Genomic DNA, 23,837 nt, shown 5'->3' with positions numbered 1-23,837 from the left:
GATGGCGCGCTTTGCCGACCATCTCCTGCCCGGCGCGGCCGCGCCGCTCGGCGCGCGCTGGGACGGCCTCGGCGTGAATTTCGCGGTCTTCTCGGCCAACGCGTCGCGCATCGACCTGTGCGTGTTCGACGACGGCGGCCGCAAGGAACTCGCACGCATGACCCTGCCCGAGTGCACCGACGAGATCTGGCACGGCTACCTGCCCGGCGCGGGGCCCGGGCTCGCGTACGGCTATCGCGCCTACGGCCCCTACGACGTGGTGCACGGCCACCGCTTCAACCCGGCCAAGCTGCTGCTCGATCCCTATGCGCGGCAGCTGACGGGCAGGCTGCGGTGGTCCGACGCGCTGTTCGGCTACCGCCTCGCATCGCATCGCGCCGATCTCTCGTTCGACCGGCGCGACAGTGCGCCCGCGATGCCGAAGGCCGTGGTGGTCGACGACAGCGTCCACTGGGACGACCCGGACCGGCCGCGCATACCGTGGGACGACACCGTCATCCTCGAGGCGCACCTGCGCGGCCTGACGAGGCAGCTCGACACGCTGCGCGGGCCGGCGCGGGGCACCTTCGAAGCGCTCGCGTCGCCGCGGGTGATCGAACATCTGCAGCGCCTGGGCATCACCGCGATCGAGCTGCTGCCCGTGCATGCGTTCATGCAGGACCGCTTCCTGCTTGCACGCGGCCTGCGCAACTACTGGGGCTACAACACGATGGCCTTCTTCGCGCCCGAGCCGGCCTACCTCGCCAGCGGCAGGCTCGACGAAATGCGCCACGCGGTGCGCAGCCTCCATGCGGCCGGCATCGAGGTGATCTTCGACGTCGTGTACAACCACACCTGCGAAGGCAACGAGCTCGGGCCGACCATCTCGTGGCGCGGCCTCGACAACGCCAGCTATTACCGCCTCATCCCCGGCGACGAGCGCCGTTTCATCAACGACACGGGCTGCGGCAACACGCTCAACCTGTCGCATCCGCGCGTGCTGCAAATGGTGATGGATTCGATGCGCTACTGGGTCGAAGCGCTCCACCTCGACGGATTCCGCTTCGATCTCGGCGTCACGCTCGGTCGCGAAGGCAAGGGCTACGATCCGGGCGCGGGCTTTTTCGACGCGATCCTGCAGGACCCCGTGCTGTCGCGCCTCAAGCTGATCTCCGAACCGTGGGACGTCGGACCGGGCGGCTACCAGCTCGGCAACCATCCGCCCGGCTTCGCCGAATGGAACGGGCGCTTTCGCGACACGGTGCGGCGCTTCTGGCGCGGCGACCAGGGCACGCGGCCCGAGCTCGCCGCCCGCCTGCTGGCGTCGGCGGACGTGTTCGACCGCCGCCACCGCAAGCCGTGGGCGTCGATCAATTTCGTCACGGCGCATGACGGTTTCACGCTGGCGGACCTGGTGGCTTACGAGCACAAGCACAACGAAGCAAACGGCGAGAACAACCGCGACGGCACGCCTGACAATTTCAGCGCGAACTGGGGTGTCGAGGGCCCGACGCACGACCCGGCCATCCGTGCGGTGCGCGCCCGCGTGCGGCGCTCGCTGCTGCTGACCAACGTGCTCGCGAGCGGCACGCCGATGCTGTTGTCCGGAGACGAGTTCGGCCGCACGCAGGCCGGCAACAACAACGCGTACTGCCAGGACAACCCGCTGTCGTGGCTGGACTGGAACCGGGCCGCGTCACCCGAAGGCGCGGCGCTGACGGCATTCGTGGCGCGCGCGACGGCGCTGCGGCGCGCCGTGCCGCTGTTGCGCGTCAAGCAATTCGTGCATGACGCCAGGGATGTCGCGCCGAACGTCAAAGGCACCGCCTGGTTCGACGAGCGCGGCGTCGAGCTGACGCCCGACGACTGGCACAACCCCGAGGGCCGCGCGCTCGTGCTGCGGCGCGCGGCGCGCAACGCGCACGGCGATGTCGAGCTGGCGTTGTGGCTCATGAACGGCGCCGGCGTGCCGCTGTCGTTCGCGCTGCCGGCCCCCGGCGCGCACTGGCGCATGGAAATCGGCACGGCCAAGCCCGAGATCCTCCCGCATGCGATCCATACGCCGGCCATCGAGATCGCCGCGCATAGCCTGGCCATCGTGACGGGCTGCATCCGCAAGGACTGGCGTCCGCCGGAGGCCGCGCCGCCGGAGGATCAGGCCCAAGCGCCGGCGGCGCCTGCCGGCGACGCCCCGCCGGCGGCCGCGCCCGACAGCGGGGACACCGCATGACGACCCGCACCTATCGCCATCCGCTGCCGTTCGGCGCCGCGCCGCAAGCCGACGGCACCACGCGCTTTCGCCTGTGGGCGCCGAGCCACCCGGCGGTGATGCTGGCCGTCGAAGGCCAGGCCCGCGTGCCGATGACGGCGCTGGCCGACGGCTGGCACGAGGCCGTGGTGGCCTGCGCCGCCGGCGCGCGCTACCGCTACGTGCTCGCCGACGGGACGGCGCTGCCCGACCCGGCCTCGCGCGCCCAGGATGGCGGCCCGCACGACGCGAGCATCGTCTGCGACGCCGGCGTGTTTCGCTGGCGCCACACCGCCTGGCGGGGCCGGCCCTGGCACGAAACGGTTCTGTACGAGCTGCACGCCGGCGCGCTGGGCGGATACGCGGGCGTCGCCGCGCAACTGCCGCGGCTCGCCGCACTTGGCGTCACGGCGATCGAGCTGATGCCGATCGCGACCTTCGGCGGCACGCGCAACTGGGGTTACGACGGCGTGCTGCCGTTCGCGCCATCAGCCGCCTATGGTTCGCCCGACGCGCTCAAGTCGCTGATCGACGACGCGCATGGTCTCGGCCTGATGGTGTTCCTCGACGTCGTCTACAACCATTTCGGCCCGGACGGCAACGCGATGGGCCGTCTGGCCGCCCCGTTCTTCGACGCGTCGCGACGCACGCCGTGGGGCGACGCGATCGATTTCGGCCAGCCGGCGGTACGCGAATTCTTCATCGAGAACGCGTTGTACTGGCTGTTCGAATACCGCTTCGACGGATTGCGCCTCGACGCCGTCCATGCGATCGGCGACACGTCGTTTCTCGTCGAGCTGGCCCGCCGGGTTCGCGCTCAGACGGCGCTGCGCGAGCCGGACCGGCACATCCACCTCGTGCTCGAGAACGAGGACAACCGCGCGAGCCTGCTCGCGCACGATTTCACCGCGCAGTGGAACGACGATGCGCACAACGCGATCCACGTGCTGCTGACGGGCGAGCATGACGGCTATTACCGCGACTTCGCCAAAGCCCCGACCGCGCGACTGGCCTGCTGCCTCGCCGACGGGTTTGCGTTCCAGGGCGAGCAGGTCGCGCGCCTCGGGCGCCGGCGCGGCGAACCGAGCGCGTGGCTGCCGACGACCGCGTTCGTGATGTTCCTGCAGAATCACGACCAGGTCGGCAACCGTGCCCACGGCGAACGGTTGACGGCCCTGTGCGACGCGCAGGCGCTGCGCGCGGCTGTCGCGCTGCTGCTCCTGTCGCCGCAGATCCCGTTGCTGTTCATGGGCGAGGAATGGGGCTGCACGCAGCCATTCCTCTACTTCACCGATTACCACGACGCGCTGGCCGACGCGGTGCGCGAAGGCCGGCGCACGGAGTTCGCGCACCAGCGCGCGTTTGCCGACCCCGCTGCGCGCGCGGCGATTCCCGACCCGAACGATGTCGGCACGTTCACACGCTCGTGCCCCACGCCGAGCGACGCGAACCAGCCCGCGCACGCCGCGTGGCTTGCCTGGTACCGGACCTTGCTGGCCACGCGACGCGCGATGCTCGTGCCGCGCCTGCCCGGCGCCCGCGCGCTCGGCGCCGAGGTGATCAGCGCCGGCGCCGTGCGGGCGCGCTGGCGCATGAACGACGGCGCCGCCTTGACCCTGTACGTGAACCTGCACCGGCAATCCGCCGGCTGCACCGCCATGCCGGCCGGCACGGTGTTGTGCAGCACACCCGACGACGCGGCGAAGCGGCTCGCGGCCGGCGAGCTGGCGCCGGCCAGTTGCGTGGCGTGGCTGGAGGCGCCGCCGTGAACGCCGCTCGCGACGCGCTGGTGCAGCTGGCCCGGCAAGCCGGCCTCGCGATCGACTGGCAGGACGCCGCCGGCAACGCGCGCCGGGTCGACCCGGATACGGTGCGCGCCATCCTGTCGGCGTTCGGGCTGCCGTGCATGACGGCCCGGCAATGCGGCGAGAGCGCGGCACGGCTGCGCGAGGCGGAACGGGTCGTCAACGCGCCGCCGCTGCTGATCGCGCCCTGCGGCGAGCCGACACCGCTGCCGTGGCTCGGTGGGCGGGGCCGCATGCGCTACCGGCTCGATTGGGAAAACGGCGGCACGCACGAGGGCCACGTCGCCGCACGCGCCGGCGGCGACGCGCCGCGGCTGCCGCCGCTCGCCCGGCCCGGTTATCACGGCCTCGAAATCGGCGGCAGCCGCCTGACGGTCGCCGTCGCGCCGCCCCGTTGCCATGAGTTGCCGGATCGCGCACGCGGATGGGGCCTGGCGGTGCAGATGTACAGCCTGCGGCGCGCACATGACGGCGGGCTCGGCGACTTCAGCGCGCTGGCCGAGCTGGCGCGAGCGGCGGCGCCGCTCGGCGCCCAGGCGCTCGCCGTGAGCCCGGTCCATGCGATGTTCGCGGCGCGTCCGGCGCAGTACAGCCCCTATTCGCCTTCGAACCGGCGCTGGTACAACGTGGCTCACGTCGATCCGGCCGCATGCTGCGGCGCGCATGCCGTGCGTGAAGCTGTGGCGTCCCTCGCACTGTCCGCCGGCTTCGCCCGCCGCGAGTCGCAGCCGCTCGTCGCGTGGGCGCCGGCGGTGCGCGCGCGGCTGCGCGTCCTGCGGTTTCTGTTCGCGCGGCGAGACCGGTGGTTGAGCCGCGCGCAACGCGAATCGCTGGACGCCTTCCGCGACGCGGGCGGTGCGCCGCTCGAGCATCACGCCCGCTTCGAGATGCTGCATGCCCGGCTGCGCCGCGAGCATGGCGACGACTGGCGCAACTGGCCGGCCGACGTGCGCGCGCCCGAATCGCCGGAAGTCGAACGCCGGGCCCGTGAGCATCGCGACGAGGTGGCGTTTCACGTATTCCTGCAGTGGCTCGCGCGCGATGGCCTCGCGACGGCGCAGCATGCCGCGCGCGACGCGGGCATGACGATCGGCCTGCTGGCCGATCTCGCGGTCGGCGTCGACCCGGCCGGCAGCGAGCGCTGGTGCCACGCCGACGACATGTTGAACGGCGTGGCGCTCGGCGCGCCGCCCGACCCGTTCAATCCGCTCGGGCAATCGTGGGGCCTGTCGACCTTCGCGCCGTGGGCGTTGCGGCAGCATGGCTACCGCGCGTTCATCGACATGCTGCGGGCCGTGCTCGCCCATGCGGGCGGCGTGCGCATCGATCACGTGCTCGGCTTCGCGCGCCTGTGGATCGTGCCCGACGGCATGCCGGCCGCCAGCGGCGCGTATCTGCGCTACCCGCTCGAGGACATGCTCGCGCTGGTCGCGCTCGAATCGTGGCGCCATCGCGCCATCGTGCTCGGCGAGGATCTCGGCACGGTGCCGCCGGACCTGCGCGCGCACTTGTCGGCGGCCGGCCTGCTCGGCCTGGACGTGCTCTGGTTCGCCCGCAACGGCGATGGCTTCGCGTCGCCCGCCCGGTGGCGCGCGGATGCCGTCGCGACGACCAGCACGCACGATTTGCCGACCGTTGCCGGCTGGTGGCGAGGGCGCGATATCGCGTGGCGCAAGCGCGTCGGGCACGGCGGGTCCAGCGAGTTCGCGCGCGACGCGTGGCGCGAGCGACGCACGTCACGCATGGCGCTGTGGCACGCGCTGCGCGACGAAGGGCTGGCGCCCGGCGCGCCGGTTACGCCGCCGCATGAGCCGCCGCATGAGCCGCCGCATGAGCCGCCAAATGAGCCGCCAAATGAGCCGCCGCTGGCGGAAATTGCCGCGTTCGTGGGCCGCACGCCGGCGCCGCTCGCGCTGCTGCCGCTCGAGGACGCGATCGGCCAGCGTGAGCCGGTCAATCTGCCCGGCGTGGCGACGGGCCACCCGAACTGGCGTCGGCGCCTGCCGGCCGCGGCGCCGCGGCTGCTGGCCGACGCCCGCGTCGCCGCGCGGCTGCGGGCGTTCGCGCAGGCGCGCGACGAGGCAGCGCGATGACGCAGCCGACAGCGACACTGCGGCTCCAGTTTCACCACGGTTACCCATTCAGCGCCGCGGAAGCTGCGATCGACTATTTCGCGGCGCTGGGGATCAGCCATCTCTATGCGTCGCCGATCTTCGCGGCACAGCCCGGCTCGCGTCATGGCTACGACGTCGTCGATCCGAACCTCGTCAATCCCGAGCTCGGCGGGGAGACGGCCTTGCGGCGTCTTGCCGCGCGGCTGCACGACAACGGCATGGGCCTGATCGTCGACATCGTGCCGAACCATATGGGCATCGGCGCCGCGAACCGTTGGTGGCAGGACGTGCTGACCCATGGCCGCGCGAGCCGCTACGCATCGTTTTTCGACATCGACTGGGCGAGCCGTGCGCTCGATGCGCGCGGCAAGGTTCTGTTGCCGGTGCTCGCCGAGCCGCTCGCCGTCGTGCTCGCGCGCGGCCAACTGCAACTGGCGCGGGGAACCGATGGCGAATTCGAGATCGACTATGCCGGGCAGCGGTTCCCGTTGTCCCCGGCGACGCGCGACGCGGCATCGTCGATGCGCTCGGCCGACGACTGGCATGCGCTGCTCGAACGCCAGCATTACCGGCTCGCCTGGTGGCCGCTCGCGCGCGATGCGCTCAACTGGCGGCGGTTCTTCGACATCACCACGCTCGCGGCCGTGCGCGTCGACGATCCGGCGGTGTTCGACGCGAGCCATGCGCTGCTGATCCGCTTGTTCGGCGACGGCCTGATCGACGGCGTGCGCATCGATCACGTCGACGGCCTGGCCGATCCGGGCGCGTATTGCCGGCGGCTGGTGCGCGCGCTGCGGCGCGCGGGCCGCCGCCAGCCTTACGTCCTCGTCGAGAAGATCCTCATGCGCGGCGAGACGCTCGACCTGGCCTGGGGCACGGACGGCACGACCGGCTACGATTTCATGAACGACGTCGCCGCCGTGCTTCATGACGACACGGGCGCCGAGGCGCTCGCCGGGATCTGGCGGGACCATGCCGGCGACGCGCGCGACCTCGCGACGCACGTCGTTGCCGCCCGCGCGCAATTGCTCGACGAGACGTTCGGCAGCGAAGTCGCGCGGCTGATGACGGTACTCGGCGATATCGCCGGCCGCGAGCCGTCCGGGTGCGATGCCAGCCCGGCCGCCATCGAGCGGTGCGTGCGCGCATTGGCGCGCCACTTTCCCGTCTACCGCGCGTATCCGTGCGCCGGCCCGCGCAGCGCGACCGACGCGGCCGCATTCGCGGCGGCGCTGCCACGCGCGCGGGCCGAACTGCATCCGCTCGACCGGCCGGTGCTTGCGCAGCTCGACCGCTGGCTCGGCGCCGACGCGCCGGGGCGGCGCCGGCGGCTGCGCGAGGCCCAGATCCGCTTTGCCCAGGTCACCGCGCCGCTCGCGGCGAAATCGGTCGAGGACACGGTCGGCTATCGCTGGGCCCGCGCGCTGTCGCGCAACGAGGTCGGCGCCGACCTCGCCACGCTCGGCATCTCCGTCGCCGCCTTCCATGCGGCCAACGCGGCGCGGGGCGCCACCTTCCCGCGCACGATGCTCACGACCGCCACCCACGATCACAAGCGCGGCGAAGACGTGCGCGCGCGCCTGGCCGTGCTGAGCGAAGTGCCCGAGCGCTTCGCGGCGGCCGTGTCGAGATGGTTCGACGACAATGCGCGCCATCGGGCGACGCTGGCTTCCGGCCCCGCGCCCTCGCCGGCCGACGAGCTGATGCTCTACCAGACGCTGATCGGCGCGTGGCCCGCCGCATGGCTTGCCGAGCCCGCTCGCGACGCCACGGCGCCTGCCGGGATCGACGCATTTGGCGAACGCATCGCCGCGTGGCAACTGAAGGCGATTCGGGAGGCCAAGCTGCGCACGTCGTGGCTCGCGCCCGACGACGCCTATGAAACCGGCTGCCGCCGTTTCGTCGCTGCGATCCTGCATGCGCCCCCGTTCGTCGCCGGGCTCGACGAATTCGTGCGCGGCATCGCCGCGGCAGGCGCGCTCAACGGCCTGGTGCAGACGTTCCTGCGCATGACCTCGCCGGGCGTGCCCGATCTTTACCAGGGATGCGAATTCTGGGATGAAAGCCTCGTCGATCCCGACAACCGCCGGCCGGTCGACTTCGCCGCACGGCAGGCCGCGCTCGCGCCGATGAGCGATGCGTCGCGGGCTGCCGGGCTCGACGAACTCGCGCACTGGCATGACGGCCGAATCAAGCTGAGGCTGATCCGCGACGTGCTCGCGATTCGACGCGCCCACGCGGCATGTTTCGACGGCGGCGCGTATATGCCGCTGCCGGTCACCGGCGCGGCGGCCAACCATGCGATCGCCTTTGCCCGTTGCGCCGGCGACCGCACCGGCGGCCCTGTCGTCGCGGTGGCGAGCCGGCTGGCCGCGCGTTGGCTCCAGGCAGGCGCGGCGCCTCGCATTGCGCCGCACCATTGGCGCGACACGGCCATCCTCCTCACGCGTCCCGCGGCATCGGCGTCGAGCGCCGCCGCGTTGCCCGCAATGCCAGGTCAGCCCGCCGCATGGCGCGACGCGCTCACGTCATCCATCCATGTGCCGTCCGAGGGCGCGCTCGCGTTGCGCGACGTGCTGCATACGCTGCCGGTCGCGCTGCTGGTGCCGGCCGGCTGACGGGGATGTTCATGGTTTCCGTGCGTTTTGCAAGCGCGGTTCGATCCGCGCCGTCAGGCCTCGCGATCACTTCTTGAATCGCTCCTTCGCATCGCCGAATGACGCCCGTGTCTTGCCGGCGACCTCCTTCAGCTTGCCCTTCGCTTCCGCGATGCGGCCCTTCACCTGATCCTTGTTCATGGCATGGCGCCTTGAAGTTGACGGATGCCCGAACTGTGCAAGCATGTCCCGCGCCGCGATGGAACGCCGGGCCGGGCACGGCGCTTGCGCCCCTTGACGCGTTCGCGCTCGCGGACAGCACGTTGACGGCGGCAGGCTGCGCCCGCGCATTGTCAATCTTGCGGAGGACGAACCATGAACATTCTCACCAGCGCCGGCCCGATGGTTTCGCTGATCGCCGGCATTCTCATCCTCATCGTCCCCCGCTTGCTGAATTTCATCGTCGCGATCTACCTGATCGTCATCGGGATGCTCGGGCTGTTCGGCGGACGTATCCATTGAACTGCGCACGTCGCGTCGCGACTTCACGCGCCGGCGCCGAAATCGTCGCGCCCGGCGCCCGACAGCGCGAGCGCACGTTGACCAGCGCGACCTGCGCGAGCCAGAAACCGGCGGCGACGAATGCGCCTTCGCCGCCCGGGCAGCCGTCGACGATGGCCGCGTAATCCTCGATCCGCATCGGTGCCACCCGCGTCGCCGCGATCGGGCGAACGCGGCCGACGGCGCGGTGCGCTGCCGGCCGCCCCGGTAGTCGCGGCGCGCATGGCGGCCCGCGTGCCCGATCGTGGCGCGCTTCATGTTCGCGTTCCTTGCGTTGCGATGTCCGATGGGGGCCGTGGGCTCCTCCCTGACGCTGCATGCGCCGCAGCCCCACCCGCTTTGAAGCAAGCTTCCTGCCGCCACAGCCGGACGGTTGCGCACGTCGCGTGCGTGCGCTTTTTTACAACGGCGCTGTAACGCGCGCGGCCGTGCCGGCGGCCCGGCCGATCGCTGCGACGGAACGCAGCGGGAACGCAATATGCGGGCCGGCCATCGACTGCCCGGCGATCTGCGGCACCCAAGGAGGCTCGCATGACCCGATTCGACCTGCTCGCCCATCTCGTGACGAGCCAGCTCGCCGCCCGCATCCGGACCGGCCGCTGGCTCCCGCCCGATGTGCTCGTCGCGACCATGCGCACCTGGCTGTCATACCACCGGATCGAATACGACTGGCTTGAACGGGTCCGGATCGGTGCGGCATCCGTCACGCTCTCGCACGACATCTACGACATGGCGACCGCGCGCGACGACCGGGAGGACGGCGGCCGCAGCCCTGCCAACCTGGACGCGCCGCAACTGAAAGCCTTGCGCGCACGCTGCGAAGCGCTGCTGCAACACCTCCACGGCGACGGCGAAGACGCGTCATGACGTCCGCGACGCAATCGCGGCACCCGGATCACGGCGCCGAAACGCGCAACGCCCGGCGCGATGCGGGGCGTCACGGCATGCTCGAATGCGGCCGGAACTGCGACGTGATCCGTCATGCGGACCGCTTCACCACCCTCATCGACGGCGCCGCCTATTTCTCGACGCTGCGCGCGGCACTGGTTCGCGCGAGCCATACCGTGTTCATCGTCGGATGGGACATCGACAGCCGGATGCGGCTCGTGCCCGACGGCGCGAACGACGGCTTTCCGGAGCCGCTCGGCGCGTTTCTGGGCGCGCTCGCGGCGGCCCGTCCGCGCCTGCGCATCTACGTGCTCGCGTGGGACTTCGCGATGATCTACGCGCTCGAGCGCGACTGGCCGCCCGTGTACCGCACGGCGTGGCGATCCCATCGCGGGATCGTGTTCCAGCTCGACGGCGCGCATCCGCGCGGCGCGTCGCATCACCAGAAGCTGGTCGTGATCGACGACCGCGTCGCATTCGTCGGCGGGCTCGACCTGACACGCGCGCGCTGGGACACGCCGTCGCACGCGGCCGACGAGCCGCGCCGCCGCGACGCGGACGGCGCGTCATACCGGCCGTTCCACGACATCCAGGCGATGTTCGACGGCGACGCGGCGGCGTCGATCGGCGAGCAGGCGCGCCAGCGCTGGCGTTACGCATGCGGGCGCCGCGTCGCGATCCGCGCGCAGCGGCGCCGCAACGACGGCGGCGACCCGTGGCCGCCCGGCACGCCGGTCGACGTGCGTGACGTGCGCGTCGGTGTCGCCTATACGGCGCCGGCGCAACGCGGCCGCGAGCCGGTCCGGCAAGTCTGCGCGCTCGTCGCCGACGCGATCCGCGCGGCCCGGCGGCATCTGTACATCGAGAACCAGTACTTCACGGCGGCCGTCGTGCGCGAAACGCTGTCGCCGCGCCTCGCCGACGCGTGCGCGCCGGACGTGACCGTCGTCGCGCCGCCCGCCCACAGCGGCTGGCTGCAGGAAGCGACGATGGGCGTGCTGCGCGCACGCCTGCATGCCGCGCTCGTCGCGGCCGACCGCTTCGATCGCTACCGGCTGCTGTATCCGCACGTCGACGGTCTCGACCGCGATTGGGTGAACGTCCACAGCAAGGTGATGATCGTCGACGACGAGTGCCTCGTGATCGGCAGCGCGAATCTCAACAATCGCTCGATGCTGCTCGACACCGAATGCGACATCGCGCTCGTCGCCGCGGGCGACGCGCGCATCCGCGCGGCGATCGCGCACACGCGCAACCGGCTGCTCGCCGAGCACCTCGGCACGACCGTCGAGCGGGTCGCCGAGGCGCTGGCGCTCGCGCCGCGGCCGAACGAAGCGATCGAGCGGCTGCGCGCGGCGCGCGGCCGCACGCTGCTGCCGCTGGACCCGGCGGTCGCGCCGCAGCTCGACGCGCTCGTGCCCGTCAGCGCGCGGCTCGACCCCGAGCGGCCGATCGAGCCCGAGCGGCTCGTGCGCGAATTCGTGCCGCTGGAACAGCGCCGCTCGCTGAGCGCGCGTCTCGTCGTGCTCGGCGCATGCGTGCTGCTGATCGCCGCGCTCGCGGCTGCGTGGCGCTTTTCGCCGCTGGCCGCGCACGTGAACGTCGCGACGCTGTCGGAAGCGGCGCTGCGCATCGCGCGCCTGCCGGTCGCGCCCGCGATCCTGTTGGCCGGATACGTCGTCGCGGCAACGCTGTCCGTGCCGATCACGCTGCTGATCACCGTCACGGGGCTCGTGTTCGGCGCGTGGCCCGGTTTCGCGTATGCGGCCGCGGGCACGATGGCGGCGGCCGCCGCCACCTACGGCCTTGGCCGCTGGCTCGGGCGCGACGCGGTGCGCCGGCTTGCCGGCGCGCGCGCGAACCGGCTGAGCCGGCATCTCGGCAGGAGCGGCATCGTCGCGATGACCTTGCTGCGGCTGCTGCCGATCGCGCCGTTTACGGTCGTGAACCTCGTCGCGGGCGCTTCGCACATCGGGCTGCGCGATTACCTGGTCGGCACCGCGATCGGCATGCTGCCCGGCATCGCGCTGACCGTGACGTTCGCGCACCAGCTCGGCGCCGCGCTCGCGCATCCGGGGCCGGCGGCATTCGCGTGGCTTGCCGCGATCGGCGCCGTGCTCATCGGCGCGTCGGTCCTGCTGGTGCGAATCCTGCGGCGGCTGCAATGAGTGCCGCCGCCCCTTCCCCAAGCCCGCCGCGCCCGCCCGGCGCGCGCGACCTGCGCATCGCCACGTACAACATTCGAGGCGGCTTCGGCATCTGGCATGCGGCGGCCGCCGACCGCATCGCCGCGGTGATCGACGAGCTCGACGCGGACGTGATCGCGTTGCAGGAAGTGCCGCTCGGCGGCTCGCGGGGCGCCGACGTGCTCGCCCACCTGCGCGCGGCCACCGGCCTGAACGCGGCGGCCGGCGTGACGATCGACACCACCGAACGGCGCTACGGCAACGCGGTGTTGTCGCGCTGCCCGATCCGCGCGGCGCGCACGCTCGACCTGTCGTTCCGCCATCGCGAACCGCGCGGCGCGCTCGACGCCGACATCGATTGCGGCGCAGGCCTGATACGCGTGGTGGCGACCCATCTGGGGCTGTCGGCCGCCGAACGCAGCGAGCAGGTGCAGCGCCTGCTCGCTGCGTTCGATACGGGAGCGATGCCCGTGATCCTGCTTGGCGACATCAACGAATGGCTGATGCGCGGCCGCGCACTGCGCACGTTGGTGACGCGCTTCCGGCGCGCGCCCGCGCCGCGCACCTTCCCGACCCTCTATCCGCTGTTCGCGCTCGACCGGATCTGGATCCATCCCGGCGAACTGCTGATCGACGTGGCCGTGCATCGCTCCGCACGCGCCCGCCGCGCGTCGGATCACTACCCGCTCGTCGCGCGCATGCGCGTGCCGGCCCCGCCTGGGACGGTCGCGGTGACGTAACGCACGTCATCGCGCCCCGAACGGAACAGCGTGAATTCTTTTCAATCGGATGTAATGCGCGACGCCCGAGTGTCGTCAATGCAGGCGGGTCGCCACATCAAGCAGCGCGTCGGTGATTTCGACGGTCAGCCTGCACGCGTCCGCTTGTTCGGGCAGGCATTCGACCGTCTGCTCCACGGCGTCGTGCAGCAGTGCATGGACGCGCCCGCGTGCGGCGGCATCAAGATTGGCATAGCGCTCCATCACCCAGCAATCGAATACGACGTCGATTGCAGGACCGGGAGAGCCGCCGGACGCGGTATGAGCCGCGGCGGCCCACGCCGCATGAAAAGTGATCGTGCCCGTCTCCGGGTCGAAGCGGACGGTTGTGTCGAGTTCCCTTTCGGCATTCGAATGCATGATGTTCTCCGTTGAGTTGACCGAACGATCCATCCGTCGGCGGCGCATCGTGCAGTGCCTCTGTCGACGCGCCAGGGGCGCTCGATCATTGTCCGGGTCGGATTGCGAATACCATCGTGTACGTCCTCCTTGGAAACACGCATCCGTTCAGATTCCCGCAAGCATCATGCCCATTGCCCCGTGCCGTGCGGCATGCGCATTGCTGCATGCGGCGAGGCGCGCCATCGCGCCGGACCGTTTCACCTGCTTCGACGGGGACTCATCGATGACTCATCCTTCAGCAGCACACGGCCATGGAAAACAAGGCCATGGAAAGCGCCTGACGCGACGCGCCGGCCGTAGCCGCAGTGCCGATCCACGACAGCGCAGGCGCTGGTCCGCCGAAGTCACACGTGCCGGCGACGTGCTCGACATTGAGCCGGACATCTTCAAATCCGACGATCCGGAGGCCGTCGCGGCGTCGCTGAAGCGCTCGGCCGAGCGCAGCCGGCGGCGCAAGGGAACGCCGTTCCAGTCGGCCATGTCGATGCTGAACTTCTACGTCAACCGCGCCGGCCGCAATCTGCCGAAATCGCGACGGGCGACGCTCGAGCGCGCGAAGCGCAAGCTGCGCGAGGCCTTCGGCCGCAAGCCCTGACGCGGTCCGCGGCCGTCTGCACGGAGACCGCGCATGCATGAAACCCTGTGGTACCTGATCGTCGGCGCGGTGCTGATGAGCATGGGCATCGCCACCTCGGCGCTGCGCCATCTGCCGTGCAGCACGGCGATGATCTACCTGCTGCTCGGGGTGCTGCTGGGCCCGGCCGGCGCGGGGCTGCTGCACCTCGACCTCGAACGCGACGCGCCGTTGCTGCGCAGCGTCGTCGAAGTCGCGCTGCTCGTGTCGCTGTTCGCGATCGGGCTGCGGCTGCGCGTGCCGCTGTTCGACCCGCTCTGGCGCATGCCGTGCCGGCTCGGGTTGCTGGCGATGATCGTCACCGTGCCGCTCCTGGCCGGCTGCGCGGTGGTCGCGCTGGGGCTCGCCTGGGGTCCCGCGGTGCTGCTTGCGGCGATCCTCGCGCCCACCGACCCGGTGCTCGCGCACGACGTGCAGGTGCGCGACCCGGGCGACCGCGACCTCGTGCGCTTCGCGCTGTCCGGCGAAGGCGGCCTGAACGACGGCATTGCGCTGCCGTTCGCGCTCGCGGGGCTCGCGCTGTGCGGCAATCCCGACGCGACGCACCGGATGCCGCTCCTGTCCGCCGGCTTCGCGCTGGCGACGCTGTGGGGCATCGCGGGCGCCGCCGCGATCGGCGGCGCACTCGGCTGGGCGACGACGAAGACGATCGGCTGGCTGCGCACGCAACACGCGCAGGCGCTCGGCCTCGAAGGATTTTTCGCGCTCGCGCTGATCGTGCTGTCGTTCGGCGCGGCTCAGCTCGCGCATGCTTTCGGCTTCATCGCGACGTTCGCCGCGGGCGTCGCGATGCGGCGCGTCGAGCACCAGGCGAGCGGCGACCGCGCGCCGCACGACGTGATCGGCAAGATCGACGCGGCGGACGTCGTCGCCACCGAGCAGCACCCTGAAAAAGCGCATGCGTACATGGCCGAATCGGTGCTGGGCTTCACGATCGAGCTCGAACGCATCGCGGAAGCGGTCGTGATGACGATGGTCGGCGGCGTGCTCGCGACGCTGCCCGGCCCGGTGTTCACGTGGCGCACGGCCGCGCTGACCGCCGCGCTGTTCCTGGTGGTGCGGCCGGCCTCGGTGATGCTTTCGCTCGCCGGCTCACACGCCACGCGCGCGCAGCGGCGGCTGATGGCATGGTTCGGCATCCGCGGCATCGGCTCGTTCTACTACCTCGCGTTCGTGCTCGAGCACGGGCCCGCCGACGCGGTGCGACCGCTCGCGGCGCCGGTGCTCGCGGTCATCGCCGCATCGGTGATCGCGCACGGGGTGTCCGCGACGCCGCTGATGAGCCGGTATCACCGGCGTCCGCGCCGGCACTGATTCGTCACGACGCCGTCACGGCGGCCCGAGCTGCGAGCGCATCTGCGCGGTCACGCGCTGGCGGACGCCGCGATAGCCGTTCCACGGGTCGCGTGCCAGCCGCTCGAGCCGAGCGTGCAGCGTATATCGATCGTCCATTGCGCGGCGCCCGCCGCGCGTTGTCGAGCCTGGGATTTCGCCGGCATGGCGATGCTCGTGTTCGATTGCGTGAACGTCAGGCGCGAGTCAGGCCCGAGTCAGACCGAATCGCGCCGCCGCAGCCCGGCGGGCGGAATCTTCATCGCCTGCCGATATTTGGTCACGGTGCGGCGCGCGAGCAGGATGCCGCGGCCGGCGAGGCGCTGCGCGAGCGCGACGTCCGACAGCGGCTCGGCGTGCCCCTCCGCGGCGATCATGTCGCGGATCAGCACCTTCGCCGCAGCAGCCGAGCACGCGCCGTTGCCGGCCGCCTCGAGCCGCCGCGGGAAGAAGTGCTTGAACTCGAACGTGCCGTACGGGGTCGCCATGTACTTGTTGCCGGTCGCGCGCGACACCGTCGATTCGTGCAGGTCGAGCTCGTCCGCGATGTCGCGCAGCACGAGCGGCTTCAGCGCGATTTCGCCGTAGCGGAAGAAATCCCGCTGGCGCGCGACGATGCAGGCACCGACGCGCTGGATCGTGTCGAAGCGCTTCTGCGCATTGCGGATCAGCCAGCGCGCCTCCTGCAGCTGCTGGCCGAGCGGCGAATCGCGCTCGCCGCTCGCGCGCGCGAACAGTTCCGCGTACCGCTGGTGCAGCCGCGCGCGCGGCAGCACGGCCGGGTTGATCGTCACGATCCATTCGCCGCGCACCTCGCGCACGATCACGTCCGGCACGACGTAGTCGCCGCGCGTGCTGCCGTAGTGATCGCCGGGACGCGGATCGAGCCCGCGCACCAGCGCGCACGCGGCGTGCAGCGTCGGCGCGTCGCAGCCGAGCCGCCGCTGCAGCTCGGCCGTCTCGCGATGGGCAAGACGTTCGAGATGGTCGCGGGCAATGGCCTTCGCCTGCGCGAGCGCCGGCGTGCCGGCCGGCAGCGCATCGAGCTGCAGCAGCAGGCATTCGGCCAGCGTGCGCGCGGCGATGCCGGGCCGGTCGAGCGCCTGCACGAGCCGCAGCGCGACCGCGAGATCCCGTTCGTTCAGCAGCAGCGCCGGGTCGGCCGCGAGCACGAGCTCCGGCAGCGCCTGGCGCAGGTAGCCGTCGTCGTCGAGCGCGTCGATGATCAGGCGCGCCGCCGCGCGATCGCGCCGGTTCAGCGGATAGAGCCGCAGCGCGTCGTGCAGGTACGCATGCAGCGACGGTTCCGCCGCGCTCCATTCGCCGGCCGCCGCATCGGGCGCGTCGTCGTCCGCGCGGCCTGGCCCGCGCGCCGCGGGCTCGGCCGTATAGGCGATCTCGTTGGTCGGCGGCGGCGCACCGTCGAGCGCGGCGGTTTCGGGCGCGGATGCTTCGGATGCCTCGGCCGCGGACGACGGTTCCGCCGCGCCGTCATCGTCGTCGGTCCGGACGTCCTCGAGAAACGGATTGCGGTCGAGCGCCAGCCGCAACTCCTGCTGGAACTCGAGCGAAGACATCTGCAACAGGCGCAGCGACTGCTGGAGCCTCGGTGTGAGTGCGAGATGCTGCCGCATCTGGAGCGCAAGCGTGACGGACATCGACACCCTCCTGCTGTTCATCGCATCGGTGTGCGAATGGCACGCAACATCCGCGCCAATGGCGCCGGCGCGCGTGCCTGCCGATGCCCGCGCGGGTTCGCACCCCCGCGTCGCGGCCGGTTTCCTCACTTTTTTACAAGCGATCGGCAAGTTTGCCCGTCATGCCCGGCCCATGCGAGCCGGATCGCTCATCCATCCGGGTTCACGGTGCGGGTACGGGTGATGCGCGGGTTGGCGCGCCGTCTGGCGCGCGTCGCGTCATTGCGGCATTCGTTCCAACCAACGACCTGTGTAGCGATTTGCGCGCCCATGCGTCGATTGCGCAAGGCAAGCGGGTTTCCCCATACGAGAGGACGACATGACATCCATCCGAATGGTTGTGGCGGCGTGCGCCGTGATCTCCGCGTTCGCGGCATGCGGCGGCGGCAACGACGTCGGCACCGAGCTCGGCATCTCCCATCCGCAGGGCCGCTTCATCAACGCGGTGCCGAGCGGCCCGAACCTCGACTACTACCTGAACGCGAAGATCGACGCGTCGGGCGTCGCGTACAAGGGCGTGACGCGCTATCACGACATCGATTCGGGCACGGAGAACGCCAGCTACGACGTATCGGGCACGACGACGACCATCGCGGCGCAGACCTTCAGCGCCGCGAACGGGCACCACTACACGACGATCGCGCTGCCGAGCAAGTCGTCACTGATCTCGGTGATCGACGATCCGTTCGCCAAGCCCCTGCTGTCGGACAAGGCGCGGGTGCGCAGCTTCAACGCGTCGCCGAATGCGCAGAACGTCGACGTCTACGTCGTGGCGCCGGGCACCGACATCACGATGCAGAGCCCGACGCTGAGCGGCGCCGCGTACCAGAACGCGTCGCCGTCGTCCGGCGAGGATTCGATCTACCTGAACGGCGGCACCTATCAGGTGATCGTCACGACGGCCGGCAGCAAGGCGCCGATCCTGAAGACCGCGCCCGTCAACCTCGGCAACAACGCGGACTGGCTGCTGCTGACGATTCCGTCGGGCGGCATCGCCGACGTGACGCCGAACGACATTCACGTGCTGGTCGCGCAAGGCAATGACGCGGATACGTCGGCCATCGAACTCGGGCCGCAGTGATGCGCCGGTGGTAACGGCGGCGGGTGCGCGACGGCGCGCCCGCCGGCAATCGTCAATAAACCGTGGGCGGCTGCGAGCCCGGGTTGCGGTGTTCGTCCGTCGATGGCGCCGGTGCCGTTCCGCTCGTTGTGGGACTCGTGTCGTAACGGCTGTCTGGGTCTTGCATCGAAGGAGACTGCATCGCGCCGCTTTGCTCGCCTTGCTGCGAGGCGACGTCGGGACGCGATCCATAGGGGCTCGTATGCGAGCATGCTGCGACACCGCACGCGGCGGCGATCGCCCATGCGGCAGCGCCGTGTATCAGATTCGGTTTCATCGGAGTCCTCCAGAAAATGTAGCCGCCCATGAGCCTGGCCAGGATGTTCCCCGATATGGAAACGCCACGCTCGTCGAAGTACCGGCCGCCACGGTGTCCCGTCGAGCCGCAAGCGGCGTACCGCCTGCGCTGCGCGTCGCCGAGCCGCACGTCTGCAGCTGCGAGCCGCCGGCCGTTGAAATACCTGCTTCGACCGCTGCAAAACTTTCAACCGGCGCAAGGCGCTCACGCCGTCCCGCGGGAACGCCCGTTGCACTTGCGAACGCATGCCCCCTTGAAGGAGCGACGGACATGACGAAGTCCCAACACGCCGGCGGCGATGCGCCGGCCCACGGGCGGCGCACCCGGCATTCGCCGCCGCCGCGGAAACATCACGGCGACACGCACGCTCGCCATTCGGAGCGTCACATCGACGACGCGCTCGACAACACGTTCCCTGCCAGCGATCCGCCGGCGATCGGCGGCGTCACGCGCATCGATCCGTCGAAGCCGAGCCGGAAGTAGTCGCCGACACGATGCCCGAATGCGCTTCGCGCCAAGGCACGCCACATGCTCGTTGATTCGACGCGCACCAGCGCGTATCGAAGCCCCAGGCGGACGTGACGACGCACCGCGCGCCACGCCGGCCTGGACACGCCCCCGCGCGACACACCGCCCGGCATGGGTAACGTTCGCGCCAGCCCGGAGGATCTCCATGAACACACCCGACCAAGGCAGAACCCTCATCATCCGCAAGGGACGCGAAACAGCGCGCGGCCCCGGCCCGGACCTCATGACCGCGAGCACGCTCGAAGGCGACAAGGTCCTCACCACCGACGGCGACGACGTCGGCAAGGTCAAGGAAATCATGCTCGACGTCGGTTCCGGCCGTATCGCCTATGCGGTGCTGTCGAGCGGCGGCCTGCTCGGGATCGGCGACAAGCTGCTCGCGGTTCCGTGGAACGCGCTCACGCTCGACACCGAGCGCAAGTGCTTCCTGTTGTCGGCGTCGACCGAACAGGTTCGTAGCGCTACGGGATTCGACAAGGACCACTGGCCGTCGCTGGCCGATCTGCAATGGGCCGGGCCGATTCACGACGACTCACGCAGCGCCCCTTACGAGAGCGACGATGACGAGTTCGGCCACGACATGCCGAACGACGAAATGCCGCCGAACTACCCCGGGCGCGACGAACGCCCGCGCTGACGGGCAACGGCTGCATCGTCGCGGGCGCCGCACGTGCCCCTTCGTTCCCGTTTGACGTCGCAGGGCGGACGAGCGCGTTCGCCGGCCGCCGGCCGGTTGGAGCGCGCCATTCACCGAATGGACGTCCTGCCGGGTTCAGCCGTCATTTCGGCCGGATCGTGAGCTGGTCGTGGACGTCCTTCACGCCTTCGACCTGCTTCACGGTATCGACCGCGAGCTTGCGCTGCTGCAAGTCCGGCACGCTGCCCGTCAGCACGACGTTGCCGCGCCGCGTCTTCACGTGAATGTCGCCGGACGACAGGTTGTCCGTGCCGACGAGCGCCGCCTTCGCCTTGGTCGTGATCGCCGCGTCGCGAATCCTGGCGCCGGCCGTCGATAGCGCCGACGACGCGTCGTTGTCGGCGGCCGCCGCCACGTGCGGGGCGGCGGCGGCGCAGAACGCGGCCGTCGTGATCGCGACCGCCGCGCCGAGCCGTTTCGCCGGATGGCGCTTCAGCCATTCGGTCCAGGTTTGCAACTGTCTTGCGTTCATCTTGACCTCCTTCGTCATGCCGGCATTGCGCCGATCCGCTCACGGTGACGCAAATCGCGTGCCGCTCACCGTGCGTGGCGCCCGTCCTTGCCGAGCAACTGATCGGCCTGGCCGATCACTTCGTCGACACCGATCGCAGCCGCGCACACGTGCTCATACGGACATGCTTCGAACATGCACGGCCGGCAGGCGGGATAGACCGCCAGTACGCGATGCCGCTCGCCATCGAGCGGCGCCCGGCGGGTGACGTCGCTGCCGCAGGCGATCACGATGCTCGGCGTGCCGAGCGCCGCCGCGATGTAGGACACGCCGGTGTCGTTGGAGACGAGCAGCCGCGCGCGGGCGATCAGCGCCGCGAGTGCGCCGAGCGGCGTGCCGCCGCAAAGATTGACGCACGGCTGCCCGAGGCTCGCGACGAATGCGGCCGCGAGATCCTCCTCGCCGCGCGTGCCGGTCAGCACGATCTGCAGGCCGTGCTCCGCGAGCCAGCGCGCGACGCCCGCAAAACGCTCGACCGGCCAGCGCCGCGACGGCATCCGGGCGCCCGGATGAACGACCGCATAGCGGCGGGGCTTCAGCTCGTGCTTCTCGCCGAGCACCTGCCAGATCGCATAGTCGAGGCCGCCGAGCGGAAACTCGAGATAGTCGCCCCAATCGTCGTAGCCGAGACTGTGCATCAGTTGCAGATAGCGCGCGATCTCCGGCTGGTCGGCGGGCCACGGAATCGCGTGGTCGAGCGCCACGGCATGGCCGCTCGCCGGCACGAAGCCCGCGGTGCGCGCCGCGCCGAGCGAGGCGACGACCGCGTTCGATTGCTCGCCGCTGCCGTGAAGCTGGAGCGCGAGGTCGAACCCGCGCGCGAGGCATGTCGAGCGGAACGCCTCCGATTGCGCCGCATCCGGCTCGGCTTGCTCGACGAAGCCCGGCGCACCGGGAAACTTGATGAAATCGTCGATATATTCGCTGAATCGCGATGCGAATTCGCGCGCCCACGGCAGGCCGATCAACGTAATGCGCGCTTCGGGCTCACCGCGCCGCAACGCGCGCAATGCGGGCACCGCACACAGCATGTCGCCGAGTTGCAGTGCCCGGAACACTGCGATGCGAGGTCGGCCAGGGAATTCGGGCAACGAATGATCGTATGTCATGGCAACAGCACCCTGAAATGCAGCGCCCCGCGCCCGCGTGAAAGGCCAGAAGAGCAACGCGGGAGGAATGGCGAGCGTGGTTCGTCGAGGAACGCGCCGCTGAACAGGAATGAGCGATTTCCGTGCCTGCCGGTCATCGAATTCGCCCCGGCCGCGGCATCGGCGTCGTGTCGCGATCATCGAGGGCGTTTTTATAACCGCGCTGTAAATTCGCCCCGCCGCCTCTCCGGCACGAGCGCATAGGCGTCGCATGCACGCGTCAGACGGATGCACTCACGGTTTATCAGGCGAATGTCAGCGGCGCGGCTTTCGTCCGGACGGGGCGCCGTCGGGTTCCTGTCTGCGGGGTTGCAGCGTCAGCGTCACGGTCCGTTGATCCGGACGCAACACTTGCGGCCGGTTGTCGTCCTCGGCTCGACGGACCTTCACGCGGTTTTCGATGTCGCGCACGTACATGCAGCTATCGGCGATGTCCTCGATGCCGTGCCTCATCCAGCGCACCGGCACGGTGCCGTCGAGTTCGACCCGGCCATCCTGCACCGTGACGCTGACGTCGCTCACGTCGATGCCGAGCGCGCCGGCGAGCCGCTCACAGACATCCTCGCGAATGCGCTCGTCCGAGCGCGTATAGCCTTTCGGCCCTCGACGCCAGCGCGGGACGCTGCGTTCGATGCCCGGGCCGCCGAAAGACGGCAGGTATTGGCGGCCGTCGTAGCGATCGGCGCCGTAGGCGCGCCGACCAGGAGCACGCGGTACGCGATCCGCCCGGCCGCCCCATTCACGGCCCCAGTCCTCCGGGTCCGTCCGTTCGGATTCGAAGCGATATGCGGACTCGTATTCGTCCTCCGGCAACAGCGATTCGTCGTAGTTCGGCACGTCGCGTTCGCCGGCGCCCCAGTACGCGCGTTCGTTGCGCTCTTGCCACTTCTGCGGGCCGCGTCGATCCATTGGCCGGCCGGGATATCGTTTTTGCATCACGTCTCTATATGAACGCGTCCCGTTTGCAACAGTTTTCGAATGTTCAGACAGACAGGATGGCTGCAGCTCTATATCCGGCCTTGTTGCAGCCGATCCTGCCGCTGCGGGCCTCTATGAAATCCGCTGACTCGCCCCTCATTCTCCTGGCGAGCTCGAAGCTCGTCACGTGATTCAGGTTTAGCAAGTCCCGGTCCTACCTGACTTGTCATCACACTCGATTGCTGCGCAACCTTTCGACGTTCACCCTGTGTTAAACGTTGGTCTTCTACCTCGCCTGAGCCGTTCAGACCGGTTTCACGCTCAAGTAGTCCTTCTGATACGGCCGGTCATGGGCCAGTACCGCCCAGATCGTGCGCGCCATCTTGTTCGCTAGCGCGACGATCACCACATTCATCGGCCGCCGCTTCTTCATCTGCTCGACCCACGGGCCGGGCTCCTTCGCATGCGTCAACACGCTTCGCGCACCATGGATCAGCAGCGTGCGCAAATATGTGTCGCCTCTCCTGCTGATTCCGTGCAGGTTCACCTTGCCGCCCGAGCCGGTCTGCTTGGGCACTAATCCGGCCCATGCCGCGAACTCTCGCCCCGAGCTGAACGCTTTCGGATCGCCCATCATCGCCACCGCCGCCGTGGCCGTGAGCAACCCGACGCCGGGTATCTCGCTGATCGCCTTTACGGCCCGCTCTTCCTTCTTCCAGTCGCGCATCCGGCGCTCGATTTCGGCAATCTGCTCGTCCAGCCTCGCCAACCCGTTCCACTGCTCGCGCAACGTCTCGATCAGCGCCGCCGGCAAGCGCTCGGTGATCCGGCCAAGCACGGCCGGTATTTCCTTGTCCAGCTTCGCCCGGCCCTTGCTCATCACCTCGCCGTATTCCGTCAGCAAACCGCGCAGTCCGTTGCTCTGCATCGTGCGGAACTTCACCAACTGCTCACGCATGCGGTGCAGCGCCAACATCGCCTGCTGCATCTCGCTCTTCACCGCCACCGGCTTGCCCGGCTGCTGCACCGCCAGCCAAATCGCCCGCGCGTCCGCCGCATCGTTCTTGTTGCGAATGTTGAACGCTTTCACGAACTGCGCCGGCATCAGCCTCACCTCGTGACCCAGCTTCGTCAATTGACGGGCCCAGTGGTGCGCGCCACCACACGCCTCCATTCCGATCAGGCACCGCGCACGGTTGGCGAAGTGCTCCAGAAACTTTGCCCGCTTGATCGGCTTGTTCACGATCTCTCCGCTTTCCTGATCGACGTAATGCACCTGGAAAACCTGCTTGGCGATATCTACGCCTACGGCCATACTGTTCATCGTGGATCCTCCGGTTGCCGGGAAATGCTTGCATTTTCCACCTGGGCACTTCGATGCCGTCGGCCCGTGAG

At 70.0% G+C, this 23,837-nt stretch carries 21 protein-coding genes; 14 read left to right on the top strand and 7 right to left on the bottom strand.

What is annotated here, in order from left to right:
* The first annotated feature begins 1 nt into the window (after position 1).
* From glgX to KY49_RS28435, 8 genes are all read left to right on the top strand, one after another.
* Complete coding sequence (gene glgX, locus KY49_RS28465; protein WP_042587710.1) at positions 2 to 2,209, top strand: glycogen debranching protein GlgX; 2,208 nt, start codon at positions 2 to 4, stop codon at positions 2,207 to 2,209.
* Positions 2,206 to 3,996, top strand: coding sequence for a malto-oligosyltrehalose trehalohydrolase (treZ, locus tag KY49_RS28460; protein ID WP_042587709.1), 1,791 nt, complete (start codon positions 2,206 to 2,208; stop codon positions 3,994 to 3,996). Before glgX ends, treZ begins: the two co-directional genes overlap by 4 nt.
* Positions 3,993 to 6,125, top strand: a complete 2,133-nt coding sequence (malQ, locus tag KY49_RS28455) for a 4-alpha-glucanotransferase (protein ID WP_042587708.1) — start codon at positions 3,993 to 3,995, stop codon at positions 6,123 to 6,125. Before treZ ends, malQ begins: the two co-directional genes overlap by 4 nt.
* Positions 6,122 to 8,764: a malto-oligosyltrehalose synthase gene (gene treY, locus KY49_RS28450; protein ID WP_042587707.1), complete on the top strand. Its 2,643-nt coding sequence runs from the start codon at positions 6,122 to 6,124 to the stop codon at positions 8,762 to 8,764. Before malQ ends, treY begins: the two co-directional genes overlap by 4 nt.
* A 354-nt stretch (positions 8,765 to 9,118) precedes the next feature.
* Positions 9,119 to 9,265, top strand: coding sequence for a DUF3096 domain-containing protein (locus KY49_RS36395; protein WP_071732865.1), 147 nt, complete (start codon positions 9,119 to 9,121; stop codon positions 9,263 to 9,265).
* Positions 9,266 to 9,835: 570 nt separating this feature from the next.
* On the top strand, positions 9,836 to 10,171 hold the full coding sequence (locus KY49_RS28445) for a hypothetical protein (RefSeq protein WP_042587706.1): 336 nt from the start codon (positions 9,836 to 9,838) through the stop codon (positions 10,169 to 10,171).
* A complete protein-coding gene (locus KY49_RS28440) occupies positions 10,168 to 12,360 on the top strand; it encodes a VTT domain-containing protein (RefSeq protein WP_042587705.1) in 2,193 nt (730 codons plus the stop codon). Before KY49_RS28445 ends, KY49_RS28440 begins: the two co-directional genes overlap by 4 nt.
* On the top strand, positions 12,357 to 13,118 hold the full coding sequence (locus tag KY49_RS28435; protein WP_042587704.1) for an endonuclease/exonuclease/phosphatase family protein: 762 nt from the start codon (positions 12,357 to 12,359) through the stop codon (positions 13,116 to 13,118). The genes KY49_RS28440 and KY49_RS28435 overlap by 4 nt, the downstream gene beginning before the upstream one ends.
* Before the next feature lie 75 nt (positions 13,119 to 13,193).
* Here KY49_RS28435 and KY49_RS28430 read toward each other — a convergent pair whose 3' ends face one another.
* Complete coding sequence (locus KY49_RS28430; RefSeq protein ID WP_059632994.1) at positions 13,194 to 13,517, bottom strand: DUF3022 domain-containing protein; 324 nt, start codon at positions 13,515 to 13,517, stop codon at positions 13,194 to 13,196.
* A 265-nt stretch (positions 13,518 to 13,782) separates the two neighbouring features.
* Here KY49_RS28430 and KY49_RS28425 point away from each other — a divergent pair, with 265 nt between their 5' ends.
* Both KY49_RS28425 and KY49_RS28420 read left to right on the top strand, forming a co-directional pair.
* Positions 13,783 to 14,154 (top strand): DUF3175 domain-containing protein, encoded by a 372-nt coding sequence (locus KY49_RS28425; RefSeq protein ID WP_042588806.1) that lies wholly within the window; start codon positions 13,783 to 13,785, stop codon positions 14,152 to 14,154.
* Between the two features lie 33 nt (positions 14,155 to 14,187).
* A complete protein-coding gene (locus KY49_RS28420; protein ID WP_042587702.1) occupies positions 14,188 to 15,507 on the top strand; it encodes a cation:proton antiporter in 1,320 nt (439 codons plus the stop codon).
* 15 nt (positions 15,508 to 15,522) lie between these two features.
* Here KY49_RS28420 and KY49_RS39065 read toward each other — a convergent pair whose 3' ends face one another.
* The gene (locus tag KY49_RS39065; protein ID WP_269433330.1) at positions 15,523 to 15,645 is read right to left on the bottom strand and encodes a hypothetical protein; all 123 of its coding nucleotides are present in this window, start codon (positions 15,643 to 15,645) and stop codon (positions 15,523 to 15,525) included.
* A 98-nt stretch (positions 15,646 to 15,743) separates the two neighbouring features.
* Entirely contained in the window at positions 15,744 to 17,183 is a 1,440-nt protein-coding gene (rpoN, locus tag KY49_RS28415) for an RNA polymerase factor sigma-54 (protein WP_042587701.1), read from the bottom strand.
* On the opposite strand from rpoN, the gene KY49_RS37785 reads away from it, so the two are divergent.
* The 4 genes from KY49_RS37785 (at position 17,173) to KY49_RS28400 (ending at position 19,805) form a co-directional block, all read left to right on the top strand.
* Positions 17,173 to 17,406, top strand: a complete 234-nt coding sequence (locus KY49_RS37785; protein ID WP_143134584.1) for a hypothetical protein — start codon at positions 17,173 to 17,175, stop codon at positions 17,404 to 17,406. The genes rpoN and KY49_RS37785 overlap by 11 nt on opposite strands.
* A 135-nt stretch (positions 17,407 to 17,541) precedes the next feature.
* The gene (locus KY49_RS28410) at positions 17,542 to 18,303 is read left to right on the top strand and encodes a DUF4397 domain-containing protein (protein ID WP_042587700.1); all 762 of its coding nucleotides are present in this window, start codon (positions 17,542 to 17,544) and stop codon (positions 18,301 to 18,303) included.
* Positions 18,304 to 18,910: 607 nt separating this feature from the next.
* The gene (locus KY49_RS28405; protein WP_042587699.1) at positions 18,911 to 19,123 is read left to right on the top strand and encodes a hypothetical protein; all 213 of its coding nucleotides are present in this window, start codon (positions 18,911 to 18,913) and stop codon (positions 19,121 to 19,123) included.
* A 190-nt stretch (positions 19,124 to 19,313) separates the two neighbouring features.
* Positions 19,314 to 19,805 (top strand): PRC-barrel domain-containing protein, encoded by a 492-nt coding sequence (locus tag KY49_RS28400; RefSeq protein ID WP_042587698.1) that lies wholly within the window; start codon positions 19,314 to 19,316, stop codon positions 19,803 to 19,805.
* A gap of 142 nt (positions 19,806 to 19,947) precedes the next feature.
* Here the strand turns inward: KY49_RS28400 and KY49_RS28395 are convergent, their stop codons facing one another.
* From KY49_RS28395 to KY49_RS28380, 4 genes are all read right to left on the bottom strand, one after another.
* Positions 19,948 to 20,337, bottom strand: coding sequence for a BON domain-containing protein (locus tag KY49_RS28395; RefSeq protein WP_042588805.1), 390 nt, complete (start codon positions 20,335 to 20,337; stop codon positions 19,948 to 19,950).
* Between the two features lie 65 nt (positions 20,338 to 20,402).
* Positions 20,403 to 21,485: a glycosyltransferase family 9 protein gene (locus KY49_RS28390; RefSeq protein WP_042587697.1), complete on the bottom strand. Its 1,083-nt coding sequence runs from the start codon at positions 21,483 to 21,485 to the stop codon at positions 20,403 to 20,405.
* A 294-nt stretch (positions 21,486 to 21,779) separates the two neighbouring features.
* Positions 21,780 to 22,361, bottom strand: a complete 582-nt coding sequence (locus KY49_RS28385) for a BON domain-containing protein (RefSeq protein WP_332451311.1) — start codon at positions 22,359 to 22,361, stop codon at positions 21,780 to 21,782.
* A gap of 385 nt (positions 22,362 to 22,746) precedes the next feature.
* Positions 22,747 to 23,766 (bottom strand): IS110 family transposase, encoded by a 1,020-nt coding sequence (locus KY49_RS28380; RefSeq protein ID WP_042585031.1) that lies wholly within the window; start codon positions 23,764 to 23,766, stop codon positions 22,747 to 22,749.
* Positions 23,767 to 23,837: the final 71 nt, after the last annotated feature.

The sequence above is a fragment of the Burkholderia sp. MSHR3999 genome (assembly GCF_000833595.1).
Taxonomy (GTDB): Bacteria; Pseudomonadota; Gammaproteobacteria; order Burkholderiales; family Burkholderiaceae; genus Burkholderia; species Burkholderia ubonensis.
Note: the sequence above shows the minus strand (reverse complement) of the source record. Positions and strands in the feature narration are given on the sequence as shown.

Coding starts and splice junctions, on each gene's coding strand:
- glgX (WP_042587710.1), top strand. CDS start 2: ATGGCGCGCTTTGCCGACCATCTCCTGCCCGGCGCGGCCGCGCCGCTC.
- treZ (WP_042587709.1), top strand. CDS start 2,206: ATGACGACCCGCACCTATCGCCATCCGCTGCCGTTCGGCGCCGCGCCG.
- treY (WP_042587707.1), top strand. CDS start 6,122: ATGACGCAGCCGACAGCGACACTGCGGCTCCAGTTTCACCACGGTTAC.
- KY49_RS36395 (WP_071732865.1), top strand. CDS start 9,119: ATGAACATTCTCACCAGCGCCGGCCCGATGGTTTCGCTGATCGCCGGC.
- KY49_RS28445 (WP_042587706.1), top strand. CDS start 9,836: ATGACCCGATTCGACCTGCTCGCCCATCTCGTGACGAGCCAGCTCGCC.
- KY49_RS28440 (WP_042587705.1), top strand. CDS start 10,168: ATGACGTCCGCGACGCAATCGCGGCACCCGGATCACGGCGCCGAAACG.
- KY49_RS28435 (WP_042587704.1), top strand. CDS start 12,357: ATGAGTGCCGCCGCCCCTTCCCCAAGCCCGCCGCGCCCGCCCGGCGCG.
- KY49_RS28430 (WP_059632994.1), bottom strand. CDS start 13,517: ATGCATTCGAATGCCGAAAGGGAACTCGACACAACCGTCCGCTTCGAC.
- KY49_RS28425 (WP_042588806.1), top strand. CDS start 13,783: ATGACTCATCCTTCAGCAGCACACGGCCATGGAAAACAAGGCCATGGA.
- KY49_RS28420 (WP_042587702.1), top strand. CDS start 14,188: ATGCATGAAACCCTGTGGTACCTGATCGTCGGCGCGGTGCTGATGAGC.
- KY49_RS39065 (WP_269433330.1), bottom strand. CDS start 15,645: ATGGACGATCGATATACGCTGCACGCTCGGCTCGAGCGGCTGGCACGC.
- rpoN (WP_042587701.1), bottom strand. CDS start 17,183: ATGTCCGTCACGCTTGCGCTCCAGATGCGGCAGCATCTCGCACTCACA.
- KY49_RS28410 (WP_042587700.1), top strand. CDS start 17,542: ATGACATCCATCCGAATGGTTGTGGCGGCGTGCGCCGTGATCTCCGCG.
- KY49_RS28405 (WP_042587699.1), top strand. CDS start 18,911: ATGACGAAGTCCCAACACGCCGGCGGCGATGCGCCGGCCCACGGGCGG.
- KY49_RS28400 (WP_042587698.1), top strand. CDS start 19,314: ATGAACACACCCGACCAAGGCAGAACCCTCATCATCCGCAAGGGACGC.
- KY49_RS28395 (WP_042588805.1), bottom strand. CDS start 20,337: ATGAACGCAAGACAGTTGCAAACCTGGACCGAATGGCTGAAGCGCCAT.
- KY49_RS28390 (WP_042587697.1), bottom strand. CDS start 21,485: ATGACATACGATCATTCGTTGCCCGAATTCCCTGGCCGACCTCGCATC.
- KY49_RS28380 (WP_042585031.1), bottom strand. CDS start 23,766: ATGAACAGTATGGCCGTAGGCGTAGATATCGCCAAGCAGGTTTTCCAG.